14 protein-coding genes are annotated in these 17,612 nt (G+C 60.6%); 5 read left to right on the top strand and 9 right to left on the bottom strand.

Annotated elements, in window-relative coordinates; genetic code table 11:
• Positions 1-17 precede the first annotated feature (17 nt).
• From BVK86_RS09195 to BVK86_RS09220, 6 genes are all read right to left on the bottom strand, one after another.
• Positions 18-842, bottom strand: coding sequence for an ABC transporter permease (locus BVK86_RS09195; protein ID WP_075946143.1), 825 nt, complete (start codon positions 840-842; stop codon positions 18-20).
• Positions 843-854: 12 nt separating this feature from the next.
• Complete coding sequence (locus BVK86_RS09200; protein ID WP_075946144.1) at positions 855-2,102, bottom strand: ABC transporter permease; 1,248 nt, start codon at positions 2,100-2,102, stop codon at positions 855-857.
• Between the two features lie 159 nt (positions 2,103-2,261).
• Positions 2,262-3,305, bottom strand: coding sequence for an ABC transporter substrate-binding protein (locus BVK86_RS09205; protein ID WP_075946145.1), 1,044 nt, complete (start codon positions 3,303-3,305; stop codon positions 2,262-2,264).
• Between the two features lie 44 nt (positions 3,306-3,349).
• Positions 3,350-4,474 (bottom strand): ABC transporter ATP-binding protein, encoded by a 1,125-nt coding sequence (locus tag BVK86_RS09210; RefSeq protein ID WP_075946146.1) that lies wholly within the window; start codon positions 4,472-4,474, stop codon positions 3,350-3,352.
• A gap of 280 nt (positions 4,475-4,754) precedes the next feature.
• Positions 4,755-5,384, bottom strand: a complete 630-nt coding sequence (locus BVK86_RS09215) for a response regulator (RefSeq protein ID WP_020798801.1) — start codon at positions 5,382-5,384, stop codon at positions 4,755-4,757.
• A 125-nt stretch (positions 5,385-5,509) separates the two neighbouring features.
• On the bottom strand, positions 5,510-7,906 hold the full coding sequence (locus BVK86_RS09220) for a PAS domain-containing sensor histidine kinase (RefSeq protein ID WP_075946147.1): 2,397 nt from the start codon (positions 7,904-7,906) through the stop codon (positions 5,510-5,512).
• 73 nt (positions 7,907-7,979) lie between these two features.
• On the opposite strand from BVK86_RS09220, the gene BVK86_RS09225 reads away from it, so the two are divergent.
• On the top strand, positions 7,980-8,972 hold the full coding sequence (locus tag BVK86_RS09225; RefSeq protein ID WP_075946148.1) for an alpha/beta hydrolase family protein: 993 nt from the start codon (positions 7,980-7,982) through the stop codon (positions 8,970-8,972).
• Positions 8,973-9,041: 69 nt separating this feature from the next.
• On the opposite strand, the gene BVK86_RS09230 is transcribed toward BVK86_RS09225, so the two are convergent.
• The 3 genes from BVK86_RS09230 to BVK86_RS09240 are packed head-to-tail and all read right to left on the bottom strand — an operon-like array spanning position 9,042 to position 11,498.
• Positions 9,042-9,809, bottom strand: coding sequence for a TerB family tellurite resistance protein (locus BVK86_RS09230; protein WP_075946149.1), 768 nt, complete (start codon positions 9,807-9,809; stop codon positions 9,042-9,044).
• Position 9,810: 1 nt separating this feature from the next.
• Positions 9,811-10,482 carry an N-acetylmuramate alpha-1-phosphate uridylyltransferase MurU gene (gene murU, locus BVK86_RS09235; protein WP_075946150.1) on the bottom strand — a complete coding sequence of 224 codons (672 nt, stop codon included), beginning with the start codon at positions 10,480-10,482 and terminating at the stop codon, positions 9,811-9,813.
• Positions 10,479-11,498 (bottom strand): aminoglycoside phosphotransferase family protein, encoded by a 1,020-nt coding sequence (locus BVK86_RS09240; RefSeq protein WP_075946151.1) that lies wholly within the window; start codon positions 11,496-11,498, stop codon positions 10,479-10,481. Before BVK86_RS09240 ends, murU begins: the two co-directional genes overlap by 4 nt.
• 130 nt (positions 11,499-11,628) lie before the next feature.
• Between BVK86_RS09240 and BVK86_RS09245 the strand changes: the two genes are divergently transcribed.
• The 4 genes from BVK86_RS09245 to rsmA are packed head-to-tail and all read left to right on the top strand — an operon-like array spanning position 11,629 to position 17,525.
• Positions 11,629-14,427 carry an LPS-assembly protein LptD gene (locus BVK86_RS09245; protein ID WP_075946152.1) on the top strand — a complete coding sequence of 933 codons (2,799 nt, stop codon included), beginning with the start codon at positions 11,629-11,631 and terminating at the stop codon, positions 14,425-14,427.
• On the top strand, positions 14,408-15,724 hold the full coding sequence (gene surA / locus BVK86_RS09250; RefSeq protein WP_075946153.1) for a peptidylprolyl isomerase SurA: 1,317 nt from the start codon (positions 14,408-14,410) through the stop codon (positions 15,722-15,724). Before BVK86_RS09245 ends, surA begins: the two co-directional genes overlap by 20 nt.
• Complete coding sequence (pdxA, locus tag BVK86_RS09255; protein ID WP_075946154.1) at positions 15,721-16,710, top strand: 4-hydroxythreonine-4-phosphate dehydrogenase PdxA; 990 nt, start codon at positions 15,721-15,723, stop codon at positions 16,708-16,710. Before surA ends, pdxA begins: the two co-directional genes overlap by 4 nt.
• On the top strand, positions 16,707-17,525 hold the full coding sequence (gene rsmA / locus BVK86_RS09260; RefSeq protein ID WP_075946155.1) for a 16S rRNA (adenine(1518)-N(6)/adenine(1519)-N(6))-dimethyltransferase RsmA: 819 nt from the start codon (positions 16,707-16,709) through the stop codon (positions 17,523-17,525). The genes pdxA and rsmA overlap by 4 nt, the downstream gene beginning before the upstream one ends.
• The last annotated feature ends 87 nt before the right edge of the window (positions 17,526-17,612 follow it).

Here is a 17,612-nt window from a genome sequence, read left to right on the forward strand (position 1 = left end):
ACAGGGGAGTTTTTGCTTCAGACTTGGGCAGTACGCAGTTTTTCGCTACGACCACGCAGCCATTCCAGGGTCAGCAGCAGGATCACCGAGAAGGCGATCAGCAGCGTCGCGGCGGCGGCGATGGTCGGGCTGAGGTTTTCGCGAATGCCGCTGAACATCTGCCGAGGCAGAGTCGCTTGCTCGGGGCCGGCGAGGAACAGCGTCACCACCACTTCATCGAACGAAGTCGCAAAGGCAAACAGCGCACCGGAGATTACGCCCGGCGCGATCAGCGGCAAGGTCACCCGACGGAACGCGACCAGCGGCGAGGCACCGAGGCTGGCAGCGGCGCGCACCAGATTGTGGTTGAAGCCCTGCAAGGTTGCCGACACCGTGATGATCACAAACGGCACACCCAGCACGGCGTGCACCACGATCAACGAGAAGAAGCTGTTGCCCAACCCCAATGGCGCAAAGAACAGATAGCTGGCCACACCGATGATCACCACCGGCACCACCATCGGAGAAATCACCAGCGCCATCACCAGCGCCTTGCCGGGGAAGTCGCCGCGGGTCAGGCCGATGGCCGCCAGCGTACCGAAGACCATCGCCAGCACCGTGGCCGCCGGGGCGACGATGATGCTGTTCTTCAGGGCGCGCATCCACTCCGCCGAGGCGAAGAAGTCGTGATACCACTGCAGCGAAAAGCCTTGCAGCGGGTACACCAGGAAGCTGCCAGAGTTGAACGACAGCGGGATGATCACCAGCACCGGCAGGATCAGGAACAACAGGATCAAGCCGCAGAGAATCCGCAAGCTGTAGAACCACACCCGCTCAATGGGCGACATATAAGGACTCAGCATCTCAAACTCCCCTTAGCTCAGGCGCAGGCGGCTCGCGCCCACCAGCCAGCTGTAAATCAGATAAAGCACGACCGTCGCCAGCAACAGCAGGCCGCCCAGCGCGGTCGCCATGCCCCAGTTGATACTGGTGTTGGTGTAGAAGGCGACGAAGTAGCTGACCATTTGATCGTTCGGGCTGCCCAGCAACGCCGGGGTGATGTAGTAGCCGATGGCGAGGATGAACACCAACAGGCAACCGGCGCCGACACCGGCATAGGTCTGCGGGAAATACACCCGCCAGAAACTGGCGAATGGATGGCAACCAAGGGAAATCGCGGCGCGCATGTAGGTCGGCGAGATGCCTTTCATTACGCTGTAGATCGGCAGGATCATGAACGGCAGCAGGATGTGCACCATCGAGATGTAGACCCCGAGCCGGTTGAACACCAGCTCGATCGGCTTATCGATGATGCCCATCGCCATCAGCCCGCTGTTGATCAGGCCTCCCGATTGCAGCAACACGATCCACGCCGCGACCCGTACCAGGATCGACGTCCAGAACGGCAACAGCACCAGGATCATCAGCAGGTTGCTCTGCCGCGAAGGCAGGTTTGCCAACAGGTAAGCCAACGGATACGCCAGCACCAGGCAGATCACGGTGATGACCAGGCCCATCCAGAAGGTGCGGGCGAAGATGTCGAGGTAGATCGCCTGGTCCGGGGTGGCCGGGGCGATTTCGCCGAGGTCGTCGATGCGGTGATCGACGGCCGCCAGCAAGTAGTACGGAGTGATGCTGCTGGTGTTGCGGCGCACCGCTTGCCAGTACGCCGGATCGCCCCAGCGCTCATCGAGTCCTTCCAGCGCTTCTTTATAAGAGGCCGGTTCAGTGGCGAGCGGCAAGGCGCGGGCGGTTTTGGTCAGCAGGCTGCGATAGCCGGCCAGTTCCATGTTCAGACGCTTGGACAAATCGCCCAACGTTTGATTCTTGCGGGCTTCGGCGAGGTCTTCGGCCGCCGCTTTGTAAACCGGTTCAGCGGGCAGACCGCGGCCGTCCCAACTGGCGATGGCGGACACCGTGCGCGGCATGCCGCCGACCACTTCCGGGTTGCCCACGCTTTTGTAGAGCAGCGCCACGATCGGCACCAGGAACACCAGCAACAGAAAAAGCACCAGCGGCGCGATCAGGGCCTGTGCCTTCCAGCGGTTGACCCGCTCGGCATGCTTGAGCCGCTGCTTCAAGGTGGGGTCAGTGCCCGCGTTGACGGGAACGGCGATAGCCATGGCGTACTCCGGAAATCTTTGATCGTTGCAGAGGTGACATATCACCTCGAACTTTTAATGTGGGAGCGAGCCTGCTCGCGAAGGGGTCGGCACATCCGAAATCATTGCCGACAGTTCTAGCGCTTTCGCGAGCAGGCTCGCTCCCACAGGGTCGTGCTTTTATTTCGCCGCCCAGGAATTGAAGCGCTGTTCCAGTTGCTCGCCGTTGTCAGCCCAGAAGCTGACGTCGATCTGCACCTGGTTGGCGATGTTTTCCGGGGTGGTCGGCATGTCTTTCAGGACATCCTTGGCCAGCAACGGTACGGCTTGGGTGTTGGCCGGGCCGTAGGCGATGTTTTCCGAGTAAGTCTTCTGCTGCTGTGGCTGCACCGAGAAGGCGATGAATTTCTTCGCCGCTTCGGCACGCTTGGCGTCCAGACCTTTTGGAATGGCCCACGCGTCGAAGTCGTAGATGCCGCCGTTCCACACCACTTTCAGGTTGCTTTCTTTCTGCACGGCAGCGATACGGCCGTTGTAGGCCGAGCTCATGACCACGTCACCGGAAGCGAGGTACTGCGGCGGTTGTGCGCCGGCTTCCCACCACTGGATGTTCGGCTTGAGCTCATCGAGTTTCTTGAACGCGCGGTCCTGACCGTCCTTGCCGGCCAGCACTTTGTAGACGTCTTTGGGCGCAACGCCGTCGGCCATCAGTGCGAATTCCAGGGTGTACTTGGCGCCTTTACGCAGGCCACGCTTGCCCGGGAACTGCTTGGTGTCCCAGAAATCCGCCCAACTGGTCGGTGCGGTTTTCAGCTTGTCGGCGTTGTAGGCCAACACGGTCGACCACACGAAGAAGCCCACGCCGCATGGCTGGATGGCGCCCTTGACGTAATCTTCCGCCTTGCCGAACAGCGCCGGGTCCAGTTGCTCGAACATGTCTTCGTCGCAGCCACGGGACAGTTCTGGCGATTCAACCTCTACCAGATCCCAGGACACGCTTTTGGTGTCGACCATGGCCTTGACCTTGGCCATTTCACCGTTGTACTCGCCCGCCACGATTTTGCCGTTGCCCGCCGCTTCCCAGGGTGCGTAGAAGGCTTTGACCTGCGCCGCCTTGTTCGCCCCGCCAAAGGACACCACGGTCAGGTCCGGGCCTGCAGCCATCGCGTGCGAGGCGCCGATCATGCCCATGACCAGAGCTGTGAATTTCAGGGATTTCAACATTGATATTGTTCTCCACGTGCAGGGTTGGTGAAGCAGAAGGGCGATCAGTTCGCCTCTAGAAGTGGGTCGAGCGCACGAACGTGTTCGACCTGCCAGCCAAGCGGTACCACATCGCCGACCGCCAGCCCTGGATCGAGCTCGGCAATCGGCTGTTTCACGAAGAAGTCGGTCTTGCCGCAGACTTCCAGGCGAACCCGGACGTGGTCGCCCAGATAGATGAATTCCGCCACCCTTCCCGAGAAGCGGTTGACGCACGACTCGCTGGAACCATTGAGGCTCACGCGCTCCGGGCGAATAGACAAGGTGACGGGTTCGCCGGTCCGGCCGACGTTGACCGCCAAGGCTTCCACCTTTTCACCGCGACTCAGTTCCACGAGGCAACGGTCGCCGGTCTGGCTGTGCAGACGGCCATTGAGGCGGTTGTTCTCACCGATGAAGTTGGCGACGAAAGTGTTTTTCGGCTCTTCGTAGAGGGTGCGCGGCGGCGCGATCTGCTGGATTTCGCCTTGATGGAACACCGCCACCCGGTCGGACATGGTCAGGGCTTCACCCTGGTCATGGGTCACGTAGACCACGGTCACGCCGAGACGCTGGTGCAGGTGTTTGATTTCCATCTGCATGTGTTCACGCAGTTGTTTGTCGAGGGCGCCGAGGGGTTCGTCCATCAAGACCAGTTGCGGTTCGAACACCAGGGCGCGCGCCAGTGCCACACGCTGCTGCTGACCACCGGACAGCTGCGCCGGGTAGCGCTGGGCGAACGCATCGAGCTGCACCATGCTCAGGACTTTTTTGACCTTGTCGCTGACGTCGCTTTTATTCAGCCCGCGAACGGTCAGCGGGAAGGCCAGGTTCTCGGCGACGGTCATGTGCGGGAACAACGCGTAATTCTGGAACACCATGCCGATATCACGCTTGTGCGGCGGCACGTTGTTGATGGAGCGCCCGGCCAGCAGGATTTCACCCGCGGTCGGTGTTTCGAAGCCGGCGAGCATCATCAGGCTGGTGGTCTTACCGGAGCCGGACGGCCCGAGCAAAGTGAGGAATTCGCCTTTGCGAATGTCCAGGTTGAGGTCTTTGACGATCAGGTTTTCGCCGTCGTAGCTCTTCTGCACTCCACGAAAGCTGACCAGAACATCATTGGCCCCTGCACTTGAATCGACCTGGCTCATACCCACACCTTTGTTGTTGATGACTGCTGTGGACTAAGCCTAGTGGACGCCAGGACCTGCGCAAATCGGGGCGCAGGAGAGATTCGCCTCAGCCGGATGGAAGTTTGGGGGTAGGGATTGCCCTACAAGGATGGCGCGTTCTGACAAACGCAGCGGCAATCTGTTGGCTGCAAGCGGCAGGAACCGGTAGAGGCAGCATGGGAAAGCATGTCGCAATTGGACATGCACTAAACACCCGGTGCGGGAGCGAGCCTGCTCCCACAATGGACAATGGGGGCTTTCAGAGAAGTTTGTGTTCCATCGCGTATTTCACCAACTCGGCCAGCGAGGTGATATTGAGTTTCTGCATCAGCCGCGCCTTGTGGGTACTGATGGTCTTGCTGCTCAGGGCCAGTTGCTGGGCGATGTCGTTGACGTTGGCGCCTTGGGCCAGACGTTCGAACACGGAAAACTCACGCTCTGACAGCAGCGAGTGCAACGGGCGCGAATCGGTCAGGCCGACCTCAAAGACCATGCGATCGGCCAGGTCAGGATCGATATAACGCCCACCCGCCGCCACCCGGCGAATGGCCGTTAGCAACAGCGCCGGATCGCTGTCCTTGGTGGCATATCCGGCAGCCCCGACTTTCAACGCCCGAGCGGCCATTTGCGCTTCGTCATGCATCGACAGCACCAGGATCACCGGTGGATTGTTCAGTGCACGAATCCGCGGAATCGCTTCCAGGCCATTCACACCCGGCATGGAGATATCCAGCAACACCACCTCGCAGGGCACATGCCGCAACGTTTCGAGCAATTGCTCACCATTGCTCGCCTCCCCCACCACCAGCAAATCCTTGGCCAGGCCAATCAATTGCTTGATGCCTTCGCGGACGATGGTGTGGTCTTCGGCTACCAGTACACGGATCACGTTCTTCTCCAGATTCAAGATCTATCGTGAGCAGGCTCACTGCCACAGGGGATTTGTGAACGACTCACATTCAGTGTGGGAGCGAGCCTGCTCGCGAAGGCGTCTGCACAGACACCAAAAAGCCATCAGGCCTGATCCAACGGCACTCGCACACTCAGGGTGGTGCCCTCCCCCGGCTCACTCTCGAGCGACAACTCACCGCCCATGATCAACACCCGCTCGCGCATGCCGACCACGCCGAAGGATGTCGGCCTGCCAGCTTTGGTGACAAATCCTACGCCATCATCGCTGACCGTCAGGCACAACTCGTCGCCTTCAAGGGTAAGCGTCAGTTCAACAGTATGCGCCTGGGCGTGGCGCATGACATTGGTCAAGGCTTCCTGAAGGATTCGAAACAGACCGATTGCCTTGGCGTCGCTGAGCATCGGCAAATTGTCCGGTACCTGCACCAGGCATGGGATCTGCGTGCGCGCCTCGAAGCGCCGGGCCTGCCATTCAATGGCCGAGGCGATCCCCGCATCGAGAATCGGCGGACGCAATGCCGTCGCCACATCGCGGACCAGCTGGAACAGCTGGGCGATCAAACGCTTCATGCTGTTCAGGCGCTCGTTCAAACCAGGGTCAAGGTGCGCGTAGGCCAGCTCGCACATCGACGTTTCCAGCTTCAACACGGTCAGCATCTGCCCCAATTCGTCGTGAACTTCCCGGGCAATGCGCGCCTTTTCCTCTTCGCGCACGCTCTCCAGGTGCGCCGACAATTCCCGCAACTGCGCCCGGGAGCTGGCCAGTTCCAATTCGATGCGCTTGCTCTCACTGATGTCCCAGACGATGCCGTCCCAGACGTAGGCGCCGTCCTCCAGTTGGCGGGTGATCGCCTTGATTTCCGCCCAGCGCTGTTCGCCCTGACGCGTAAGAATCCGCCCTTGCCAGGACCAGTCGCTGTCGGTGTCCAGGGCATGATCCTGGGTCTGGTGATAACTCGCCTTGTCGTCCGGATGCACCAGACTGCGCAAGCCTTTGTCGCGATGGGCCAGGGTCGCCGGCGAGTAACCCACCAGACTCTCGCTGCCTTCGCTGATGTAGGCAAAGTCGATTTGGCCTGTCACCGGCGCCCGCTCCAGACGAAAGACCAAGCCTGGCACATTCGCCGCAATCCCTTGCAGCCGCGCCTCACTTTCCTGCAACGCTGCCAGGGCGCGGCGCCGCTCGGTGACATCGGTGAGGTAGACCACCAGGTATTCGCCATCGCGAAAGCGCAGGAAGCTCAGCGACACATCGGCGGGCAGGATGCTGCCGTCGGCCCGCAGGCAATTGGTTTCGAAACTTTGCGGCGACTCGTCGCTGGCCCTGGCGCGCTTCCACAGGTTCAGCCAGCGATCCATGTGCAGGCCGGGTTCGAAGTCGATCAACGGGCGATCGATGATCCCGCCCGATGGATAGCCGAGCATGGTTTCGGCGGCGCGGTTGGCGTAGCGCACGTGGCTGTCCCAATTGACCCAAAGGATGCCGACGGTGCTTTGATCGATGGAAAACTGGGTCAGTCGTAGCGCTTCTTCACTGGCGGCGCGCAAGGCAATGTCGGCTTGAGCGGCCGACAGTCGCTGCTCGAGGCTGTGCTGCTGACGGCGCTGCCAGAGCACGATCGCCATGCTGCTCAGCGCCACAACCAACAACAGCAGGCAGAGGTTCTGCCAGAACCCGGGGGACTCAGTCAGCCGCGGGTACTTGGGTTGCAGCCACTGGTTGTGCAAGGTTTCCAGATCCTTGGCCGGAATCGCCCGCAACGCACTTTCGACGATGCCGGCCAGTTCCGGTTTGTCGCGCCGCGTCGCCACCCGCAGCAATTGCGGTAGACCGATGTCACCCACCACCACCAATCCGGCGAATTCCGGCTCGACCGACAGGCGCCCCAATTGCGCCTCATCGACCACGGCGTAGCCAGCTTGCTGGCTCAACAACAATTGCAGTGCCTGACGCTCCATCGGCACGCCCTGAAGGTTCAGATGCGGATAGTTGCCACGCAGGTAGTCGGCAGTCGCGCTGGGCATTCGCACGGCCACGCGAGTCTGGCTGTCGAGTTTTTCCAGCTCTACTGCACCGGTGCTTTTCTGGTCGCTGACGACCAGTTGCGGCACTCGCATGTACGGATCGGAAAACTGCCAGAGGCGCAGACCTCCAGGCGTCTGGCTAAGCCCCGGGGCGATGTCGATTTCACCCGCACGCGCGGCGGCTTCCAGCTGTTCAAGATCAGGAAAGTTGCGCCAGCTCAGCTCGACGTTGAGCGACTTGGCCAGCCATTTCATCAACTCGACATTGGCCCCGGACAGACGCTGCAAGCGGCGATCGTATTGAGCGTAGGGCGCCTGCAACACCAGCCCGACACGCAATTCGCCCTGCTGTGCAAGCCATTGTTGCTGGGCGGCGGACAGTGCCGCGACGTGGGCCGGAGGCGCGGCCGCCGCCCAGCCCATCAAGGGAAACCACAACCAGCCGATAACCCACAGGCAGCGAAAACGCATCATCGAACTCTCACACACTGACAAATACTGACCAACCCATTAGGCTGCCGGAATCACTTCTGGCCTGGAATAACCGATGCCCCCTGTCTACCGCCTGGCACTGCCAGCATTGTGCCTGTCGCTGATCCTGCCATGCGCTTTTTCCGTCGAGGCTGCCGACCCGGCACCTGCCGCCGCCGAGCAACCCGCGCAGGAAAAGCCGCTTGAACGCCAGCCATTGCCTGAGCGTAGTCAGGAAGAAGCGACTGCACTCGAACGAAAAATCCCTGCCCAGGAGCAGCAACAACTGCAAGCGGGTAGTGACACGTTCCTCGCCTTGTGGAAACCGGCCAATACCGCCGAACCGAAAGGCGCGGTGATTATCGTCCCGGGCGCTGGCGAAACCGTTGACTGGCCGCAAGCAATCGGTCCGTTACGCCGCCAGTTGCCCGACGCGCAATGGAGCAGCCTGAGTATCACCTTGCCGGACGTGCAAAGCGATGCCATGGCGCCACGCGTCGCCGAAATACCACTGACGCCGATAACGCCGGACGTCGGCAACAAAGACGCGACCACCGCCGCCCCCATTGAGCAGGCCGCGGGGGGTGAAGCGGAAGTGGCTGACAAACCCGTCGCGGAAACCGCTGAGGAGCGCTCCAAGGCTGACGCCGAGCGAATCTTCTCCCGCATCGATGCGGCAATTGCGTTTGCCGAACAGCAGAGCGCTCGCAGCATTGTCGTATTGGGGCATGGCACCGGCGCCTATTGGGCCGCGCGGTATTTGAGCGAAAAGCAGCCATCGCAGGTCGAACGCTTCGTCATGGTCGCCGCGCAAACACCTGGGCAAGCGAAACCCGAACTGGACGAACTCGCACCAATGCTCAAGCTCCCCACAGCCGACATTTTCTACATGGACAAGCCGCTGGACCGCAACGCGGCTTTGGCGCGCTTGCAGACCAGCAAACGCTTGAAGACTTCGGCGTTCAGCCAGGTGTCGCTCAAGGCGCTGCCGGGCGACAGCAAGGCGCAGCAGGAACAACTGGTTCGCCGGGTGCGGGGCTGGTTGAATCCGCAGAATGCGGCGAATTGATAGAGCGCGTCGCCCCCATCGCTGGCAAGCCAGCGATGGCGCCATTGAAAACAACACCTGACTGTCCTGCTAGCGAAAATCCCGCCGCTGCCGAATCAACGTATAGGCACTGTGCAATTCCCGGGTTTTCTCGGTGGCTTCACGCACCTGCGACACCGTTGCCCCACTGCCGGCAATCTTGTCCGGGTGATGGCGGCTGAGCAGGCGTCGGTAGGCACGTTTGATCTGTTCCGGCTCCGTGGTAGCCGACACGCCCAGCAACCGCAAGGCATCCTGATAGCTTGTAACGCTGTTACCCAGCGGACGTTTCTGCGGCTCGTAGTCATGGGCCAACGCCTGGACCTGATGAGTCGTCCAGCCCAGCCATTTGCCCCATTGAGCAAGCAGTGCGCGCTCCTGATGACCGGCGCGACCATCGGCCCAGACCATCCGCCAACAGGCGCGCAAGACACCTTCGGCCGCGTGGGGTTGATTGCTCAACCGGCGTAGATAACCGCGCAAGCGGTCGTTACCCGACTTGCCACGATTGAACGCGGCAATCGCCCGCCGCCGGGACGGTTCGTTCATTTCCAGCGCAAGCATTTCCTGGCGCGCCTGCTGGATATGACCGTCGACCACCCGCCCGTCGCACTTGGCCAACCTGCCGAGCAACACGAACAGCAGTTCATCATTGCGCAGTGCCGGACGACCGCCGAGCTTTTCCCGCAAATGCGCCCAGCTCTGCAAGTGCAGGCGCCGATCCAGCGCCTGCCCCAACAAAGCTCCGAGCATGGCCCCCGGAATGCTGGCAATGGCAAAACCCGCTCCGGCTCCGATCAGAGTCCCTGGCCACAGCACGTCAGCGGCCCGCTTCGATGAGGGCTTCCACTTCGGCCAGGCGCTCATGGGTGCCGACATCCACCCACAGCCCGCTCAGGCGCTCGCCGGACACCTGCCCGTTCGCCATGGCGGCTCGCAGCAACGGTGCCAGTTTGAAAGCCCCGGCGGAGCAACCTTCGAACAGTTGCGGGTGCAATACCGCGATGCCGCTGTAGGTCAGGGTGTCTGCCGCCGGGTGCCCGTCGCGAACCTTTCCGTCGATCAGCTGGAAATCGCCGCTTGGGTGATGAGCCGGATTGGTCGCGAGCACCAGATGCGCAAGGCCGACAATCGGCTGATGCAGCACACTGAAGTCGTAATCGGTCCAGATATCGCCATTGACCACGACAAAGGCTTCATCCCCCAGCAACGGCAACGCACGGTAAATCCCGCCGCCGGTTTCCAGCGGTTCGCCTTCCGGGGAATACTGAATGCTGACGCCATAGCGCGAACCGTCGCCCAGGTAATCTTCGATCTGCTGCCCCAACCAGGCATGGTTGATCACGATCTCGGTGAACCCGGCGGCCGCCAGCGCTCGCAGATGATACTCGATCAGCGTCACTCCGCCAGCGCGAACCAGCGGCTTGGGCGTGGTCAGGGTTAGCGGGCGCATGCGCTCGCCTTTGCCCGCTGCGAGAATCATCGCCTTCATGCTTTCACTCCAGCACGCAGACTGGCCAGCAATACATCCAGTTCCGCCAGTTCCGGGCGGCGGGCGATCACTGCATCTATATAGGCAAAGAAACGCGGCACATCGCTTAGATAGCGCGGCTTGCCGTCGCGGTGGCAGATGCGGGCGAAGATGCCGATCACCTTCAGGTGACGTTGCACGCCCATCAGATCACTGGCGCGCAGGAAATCTTCAAAGTCCGGCTGCACCGGAATATCCAGCGCCGAGGCCTGCTGCCAGTAACTTTCCAGCCAACCGAGCACGCGCTCTTCGGGCCAGCTGAGGAATGCATCCTTGAACAGGCAGGTCACGTCGTAGGTCACCGGGCCGTAGACCGCGTCCTGGAAATCCAGCACGCCGGGGTTCGGCTCGCTGAGCATCAGGTTGCGCGGCATGTAGTCGCGATGAACCAGGACCTTTGGCTGAGCCAGCGCGCTGTCGATCAACAAATCGCTGACTTGCTGCCAGAGCACTTGCTGCGCAGCGTCGAGCTCAATCCCCAATTCGCGCTTCACGTACCACTCGGGAAACAGTTCGAGTTCGCGGCGCAACAATGCCACGTCGTAACTGGGCAGCGGTGCGACCATCGGCAATTGCTGAAAAGCCAACAGCGCTTGCAGGGCATCGCTGAACAATTCGTCGGCATTTTCGCTGTCGATCACGTCCAGATAGGTCTTGTTGCCCAAGTCATTAAGCAAAAGAAATCCGCGTTCGAGGTCTTCGGCATAAATTTTCGGCACATTTATTCCGGATTTCGCCAGTAAAAAAGCGATATCCACGAAGGGTTTGCAGTTTTCCTGGGGCGGTGGCGCGTCCATCACGACGAAACTTCTACCGGCACCTTCCCAACGGAAATATCGCCGGAAACTCGCGTCGCTACTGGCCGCGGTCAACGTGGCCGGGGGTACGGCGCCCCAGCCCTGATCCGCAAAAAGGGTTGCCAACTGCTCATCGAGCCAAACTTTCAGGTGTTGCAAACGTACATCTTGGTCAGGCATTGCAAGGGTCTCCGACGGCGCTAGCCGTCAAGCGGGTCATGCTTTATTATCCAGCATCTTTTTCAGACCATCGAGAGGCGTGCGGCCCACACCGCGGGCAGATGGCACGCAGGAAGCCCGGACTAATAAGATGGCATTGAAATCCCCCGCGTTTCGTAAAAAATTTCCGTTGTTGGTAACCGGCAGTCTGCTGGCCTTGCAACCCCTCGCCACTTCCTTCGTGGTCGCCGCGGAACAGTATGACTGCTCAGTCTCTGCTTCGGGCGCCTGGGACTGCGCGCCAAAGACGCCGGCGGCTGCATTGCCTCCGCGTCCCGTGCATGACGGCAGCGCCGTTTCCGCGACCGGTGAAACCCCGGCCGAGGACGGCACCAGCGAAGACACGGGTGCCAAGCCTGTGCTGGTTACCGAGTCCAAGGGCCGTGGCCTGAAGTCGCGTAGCGAAGACTACAGTCACCTCGACTGGGTTCCCCGCGAGCAGCTCACTGCAGCGCAACTGGCCGAAACCGGTCCCTACTGCTCTGGTTCCTATATCGAACCGATTCGTCCTGGCATGAATGACAAGACGAATAAAAGCGACGCGCCTACCTTTATCGGCGCGAAAGCTTCGCGCTATAAGCAGGATGAGCAAGTCGCCAGCCTGGCCGGTGACGTGGTCATGCGCCAGGGCAGCATGCAGGTCGAAGCCGACGAAGCCAATCTCTACCAGGCTGAGAACCGGGGTGAGCTGAGCGGCAACGTGCGCATTCGCGACAACGGCGCCCTGATCGTCGGTGACCACGCCGACGTGCAGCTGGACACCGGTGAAGCCAAGGTCGACAACGCCGAATACGTGATGCACAAATCGCGCATCCGCGGTAACGCGCTGTACGCCAAACGTGCCGAGAACGCCATCATCCGCCTCAAGGATGGTACGTACACCACGTGCGAACCGAACAGCAACGCCTGGCAGCTCAAGGGCAACAACATCACCCTGAACCCTGCCACCGGCTTCGGTACCGCGACCAACGTGACATTGCGGGTCAAGGACATTCCGATCCTGTACACGCCTTACATCTATTTCCCGATCGACGACCGTCGCCAGTCCGGCTTCCTGCCGCCGACTATCGGCACCGGCACCGACACCGGTTTCCTGCTGGTCACGCCGTACTACTTCAACCTGGCGCCGAACTACGATGCCACGTTGTACCCGCGCTACATGAGCAAGCGCGGCCTGTTGATGGAAGGCGAATTCCGCTACCTGACCAAGTCCAGCGAAGGTCAGTTCGGTGCCGCGTACCTCAACGACGAAGAGGACGAGCGCAAGCTGCAGACCGACTACGAAAAAACCCGCTACATGTACAACTGGCAGCACAAGGGTGGTCTCGACTCGCGCGTGTTCACGCAGGTCGACTACACCAAGATCAGCGATCCTTATTACTTCCAGGATCTGCAGACTGACCAGATTGGCGTGAAGAGTGCCGACTATGTGAACCAGCAGGGTTCGGTCAGCTATCGCGGTGACAGCTACACGGCTCGCGTGAACGCACAGGCGTATCAGTTGGCGACCATCTCCAACATCACGCCATATGACCGTTTACCGCAAATCACCTTTGATGGTGCGCTGCCGGTACACCCAGGCGGTCTAAATTTCAGCTACAACACTGAACTCGTCCGCTTTGACCGGGACTTGAAAAGCGGTGACTTCATCAACGAAGACGGTACTGTAGATTCGCGCCTTGATAACAATGTGCAAGGTCTGGCACGCGCAACGGGCGATCGCCTTAACCTTGCACCGGCTGTAAGCCTGCCGATGCAGGCGTCATATGGCTACATAACGCCAAAGCTCAAGTACCAGTACACGCAATACCAGCTGGACCTGGACGGCATCGGCAAAAACCAGATTGCAGCGCAATCCGCGGAACAAGACCGCCTCCTGGGTACCTTTGACAGCAACCAGAACCGCGGCGTACCGATCGCCAGCATCGACAGCGGCCTGTACTTCGATCGCAACACCCAATGGTTCGGCAAGAATTATCGCCAGACCCTCGAACCGCGCCTGTTCTACCTGTACGTCCCGGAAAAGGATCAGGAAGACATCCCGGTATTCGACACCAGCGAATACACGTTCAACTATGCGTCGCTGTTCCGTGACAACCGCTTCTCCGGCTCCGACCGCGTCGGCGACGAGAACAAGCTGTCCCTGGGCGTGACCAGTCGCTGGATCGAAGACAACGGTTTCGAACGTCAACGCATCAGCGTCGGCCAGGCTTTGTACTTCAAGAATCGCGAAGTCCAACTGCCGGGTATCGATGCTAAAACCCGCGAAGACGCGCAATCCGATGTGTCGCCATACGCACTGGAATACGAATATCGCTGGAACCGCGACTGGCGCACCACTGCCGATTACAACTGGGACCCGGACAGCCGCAGCCCACGCTCGGGCAGCGCGATGTTCCACTACCAGCCTGAAGACAACCCGAACAAGGTCATCAACGCCGGTTATCGCTATCGCAATGACCAGGTCCGTTACGACCAGAATACTGGTCAATGGCAAGTGGGCGGCGGTGACTACGGCACCCCGGGCCAGCCTGGCTATGTGAAGGATTACTACAAGATCCAACAGCACGACTTCTCGGTGATCTGGCCGATCGTGCCGCAGTGGAATGCCATCAGCCGCTGGCAGTATGACTACAACCGCAACCGTACCCTGGAAGCCTTCGGTGGCTTCGAGTACGACAACTGCTGCTGGAAACTGCGTTTGATCAATCGTTACTGGGTCGACTATGAAGAATTCAGTCAGGCCGCTCCGGAAAACGAAAAAGGCGACCATGGCATCTTCCTCCAAATTGTTCTGAAGGGACTCGGGGGCCTTACCGGCTCCAAGGTAGAGAGCTTCCTCGACAAAGGCATTCAAGGTTATCGTGAACGTGAAGACCAAGCTTTCTGATTGTCTGCGCCCGCTGTTGCTGGGCGCGCTGTTCCTGGGTACCGCGGCCAACGCCGCGGTGCAGTCCATCGATAAAGTGGTGGCCATTGTCGATAACGACGTGGTCATGCAGAGCCAACTGGATCAGCGCATCCATGAAGTTCAGCAAACCATCGCCAAGCGCGGCACCGCCGTGCCACCGGCCAGCGTACTGGAGCAGCAGGTGCTTGAGCGCCTGATCGTCGAGAACCTGCAATTGCAGATCGGCGAACGCTCGGGCATCCGCATTACCGATGAAGAACTGAACCAGGCTGTCGGCACAATCGCCCAGCGCAACAACATGACGGTCGACCAGTTCCGCGCCGCCCTGACCCGCGACGGCCTGTCTTACGACGACGCCCGTGACCAGATCCGCCGCGAAATGGTCATCAGCCGCGTGCGTCAGCGCCGTGTGGCCGAACGCATCCAGGTCTCCGAACAGGAAGTGAAGAACTTCCTGGCTTCCGACCTTGGCAAAATGCAGCTGTCCGAAGAGTTCCGCCTGGCCAACATCCTGATTCCAACGCCAGAAAGCGCCAACTCCGACGCGATTCAGAATGCTGCCAAACAGGCTGACGCGGTTTACCAGCAGCTCAAACAAGGCGCTGACTTCGGTCAACTGGCCATCGCCAAGTCCGCCAGTGAAACGGCTCTGGAAGGCGGCGACATGGGCTGGCGTAAAGCTGCCCAACTGCCACCTCCCTTCGATCGTCTGCTGAGCAGCATGACCGTCGGCGACGTAACCCAGCCAATGCGCACGCCGGGCGGCTTCATCATCTTGAAGATCCTCGACAAGCGTGGCGGCGAGACTCAGATGCGCGATGAAGTGCACGTGCGTCACATTCTGGTCAAACCGAGCCCGATTCGCGACGAAGAAAAAACCAAGGCGCTGGCTCAGTCGCTCTACACCCGTATCGAAGCGGGCGAAGACTTCGGCGAACTGGCGAAAAGCTATTCGGAAGACCCGGGTTCTGCCCTCAACGGCGGCGACCTGAACTGGATCGACCCGAATGCTCTGGTTCCGGAGTTCCGCGAAGTGATGGCCAAGACCCCACAAGGTCAACTGTCCAAGCCTTTCCAGACTCAATACGGCTGGCACGTACTGGAAGTCCTCGGCCGTCGCGCCACCGACAGCACCACCCAGGCACGCGAACAACAAGCCATGACCGTACTGCGTAACCGCAAATACGACGAAGAGCTGCAAAGCTGGCTGCGTCAGATCCGTGACGAAGCGTACGTAGAAATCAAACTCCCTGGCGCCGACCAGGCAGCGCAGTGAAACCCAAACGTTTCGCGCTGACACCCGGCGAACCGGCCGGCATAGGTCCCGACCTGTGCCTGCTGCTCGCCTCGCAAGCCCAGCCACACCCCCTGATTGCCATCACCAGCCGCGACCTGCTCCTCGAGCGGGCCGCGCAGCTAGGTGTGGCTGTCGACTTGCTGCCGGTCACTCCAGACAATTGGCCAGATTCGCCCGCCCCCGCCAACAGCCTGTATGTCTGGGATACACCACTGAATGCCAAGGTCGTCGCCGGGCAACTGGACAAGGCCAACGCAGCTTTCGTTCTGGAAACCCTGACCCGCGCCGGTCAAGGCTGTCTGGACGGACACTTTGCCGGCATGATCACCGCCCCGGTGCATAAAGGTGTGATCAACGAGTCCGGAATTGCCTTCTCCGGGCACACCGAATTCCTCGCTGACCTGACGCATACCGCGCAAGTGGTCATGATGCTGGCCACCCGCGGCCTGCGCGTGGCACTGGTCACCACCCACCTGCCCCTTCGCGAGATTGCCGATGCGATCACCCCGGAGCGCCTGGAGCGGGTGACGCGAATCCTGCATACCGATCTTCAAGAAAAATTCGGCATCGCCCGACCGCGAATCCTGGTGTGCGGGCTCAACCCCCACGCCGGCGAAGGCGGACACCTGGGCCATGAAGAAATCGACATCATCGAACCCACATTAGAGCGCTTGCGCGGCGAAGGCATGGACCTGCGTGGTCCGCTGCCCGCCGACACTCTGTTTACCCCCAAATATCTGGAGCACTGCGACGCAGTGCTGGCGATGTACCATGACCAGGGCCTGCCTGTGCTGAAATACAAAGGCTTCGGCGCAGCAGTCAATGTGACGCTCGGACTGCCGATCATCCGCACGTCGGTCGACCACGGCACCGCCCTGGACCTGGCCGGCAGCGGCAAGATCGACACCGGCAGCCTGCAAGTCGCGCTGGAAACCGCCTACCAGATGGCCGAGACCCGTTTATGACCGAGCAATACCAACACAAGGCGCGCAAGCGTTTTGGCCAGAACTTCCTGCACGATGCCGGCGTTATCGACCGTATCCTGCGCTCCATCCATGCCAAAGCTGAAGACCGTCTGCTGGAAATCGGCCCGGGCCAGGGTGCGCTTACCCAGGGCCTGCTCAGCAGCGGCGCGCAACTCGACGTGGTGGAGCTGGACAAGGACCTGATCCCGATCCTCAACCAGCAGTTCGCCGGCAAAAGCAATTTCAACCTGCACCAGGGCGACGCTCTGAAGTTCGACTTCAACAGCCTGAATGCAGCGCCTCGCAGCCTGCGCGTGGTCGGCAACCTGCCGTACAACATCTCCACGCCGCTGATTTTCCATTTGCTGCACAACGCCCACCTGATCCGCGACATGCACTTCATGCTGCAGAAAGAAGTGGTCGAGCGTCTGGCGGCAGGCCCTGGCGGCGGCGATTGGGGCCGTTTGTCGATCATGGTTCAGTATCACTGCCGGGTTGAGCACCTGTTCAACGTAGGACCAGGTGCGTTCAACCCGCCACCGAAAGTCGACTCGGCCATCGTACGCCTGGTGCCCCATGCCGTGCTGCCACACCCGGCCAAGGATCACCGGTTGCTGGAACGTGTTGTGCGCGAAGCCTTCAACCAGCGCCGCAAGACCTTGCGCAACACCCTCAAGCTGCTGCTGAGCAACGACGAAATCGAAGCCGCCGGCGTCGATGGCAGCCTGCGTCCCGAGCAACTTGATCTGGCCGCTTTCGTGCGCCTGGCCGACAAGCTCAGCGAACAATCCCTACAGAAGCCAGCGGACGCCTGACAGAGCCGAAGCGTTATCGGGTAGGACACCAGCGCCCATGTCTGGTTTACTACCCGGTACTTGGCCTAGACTGAACTCCATCAGTTA

It is taken from the genome of Pseudomonas reinekei (assembly GCF_001945365.1).
Classification (GTDB): domain Bacteria; phylum Pseudomonadota; class Gammaproteobacteria; order Pseudomonadales; family Pseudomonadaceae; genus Aquipseudomonas; species Aquipseudomonas reinekei.

Bases quoted from the DNA above. Each gene is read 5' to 3' on its own strand.
- BVK86_RS09195 (WP_075946143.1), bottom strand. From the start codon at position 842: ATGCTGAGTCCTTATATGTCGCCCATTGAGCGGGTGTGGTTCTACAGC.
- BVK86_RS09200 (WP_075946144.1), bottom strand. From the start codon at position 2,102: ATGGCTATCGCCGTTCCCGTCAACGCGGGCACTGACCCCACCTTGAAG.
- BVK86_RS09205 (WP_075946145.1), bottom strand. From the start codon at position 3,305: ATGTTGAAATCCCTGAAATTCACAGCTCTGGTCATGGGCATGATCGGC.
- BVK86_RS09210 (WP_075946146.1), bottom strand. From the start codon at position 4,474: ATGAGCCAGGTCGATTCAAGTGCAGGGGCCAATGATGTTCTGGTCAGC.
- BVK86_RS09220 (WP_075946147.1), bottom strand. From the start codon at position 7,906: ATGATGCGTTTTCGCTGCCTGTGGGTTATCGGCTGGTTGTGGTTTCCC.
- BVK86_RS09225 (WP_075946148.1), top strand. From the start codon at position 7,980: ATGCCCCCTGTCTACCGCCTGGCACTGCCAGCATTGTGCCTGTCGCTG.
- murU (WP_075946150.1), bottom strand. From the start codon at position 10,482: ATGAAGGCGATGATTCTCGCAGCGGGCAAAGGCGAGCGCATGCGCCCG.
- BVK86_RS09240 (WP_075946151.1), bottom strand. From the start codon at position 11,498: ATGCCTGACCAAGATGTACGTTTGCAACACCTGAAAGTTTGGCTCGAT.
- BVK86_RS09245 (WP_075946152.1), top strand. From the start codon at position 11,629: ATGGCATTGAAATCCCCCGCGTTTCGTAAAAAATTTCCGTTGTTGGTA.
- rsmA (WP_075946155.1), top strand. From the start codon at position 16,707: ATGACCGAGCAATACCAACACAAGGCGCGCAAGCGTTTTGGCCAGAAC.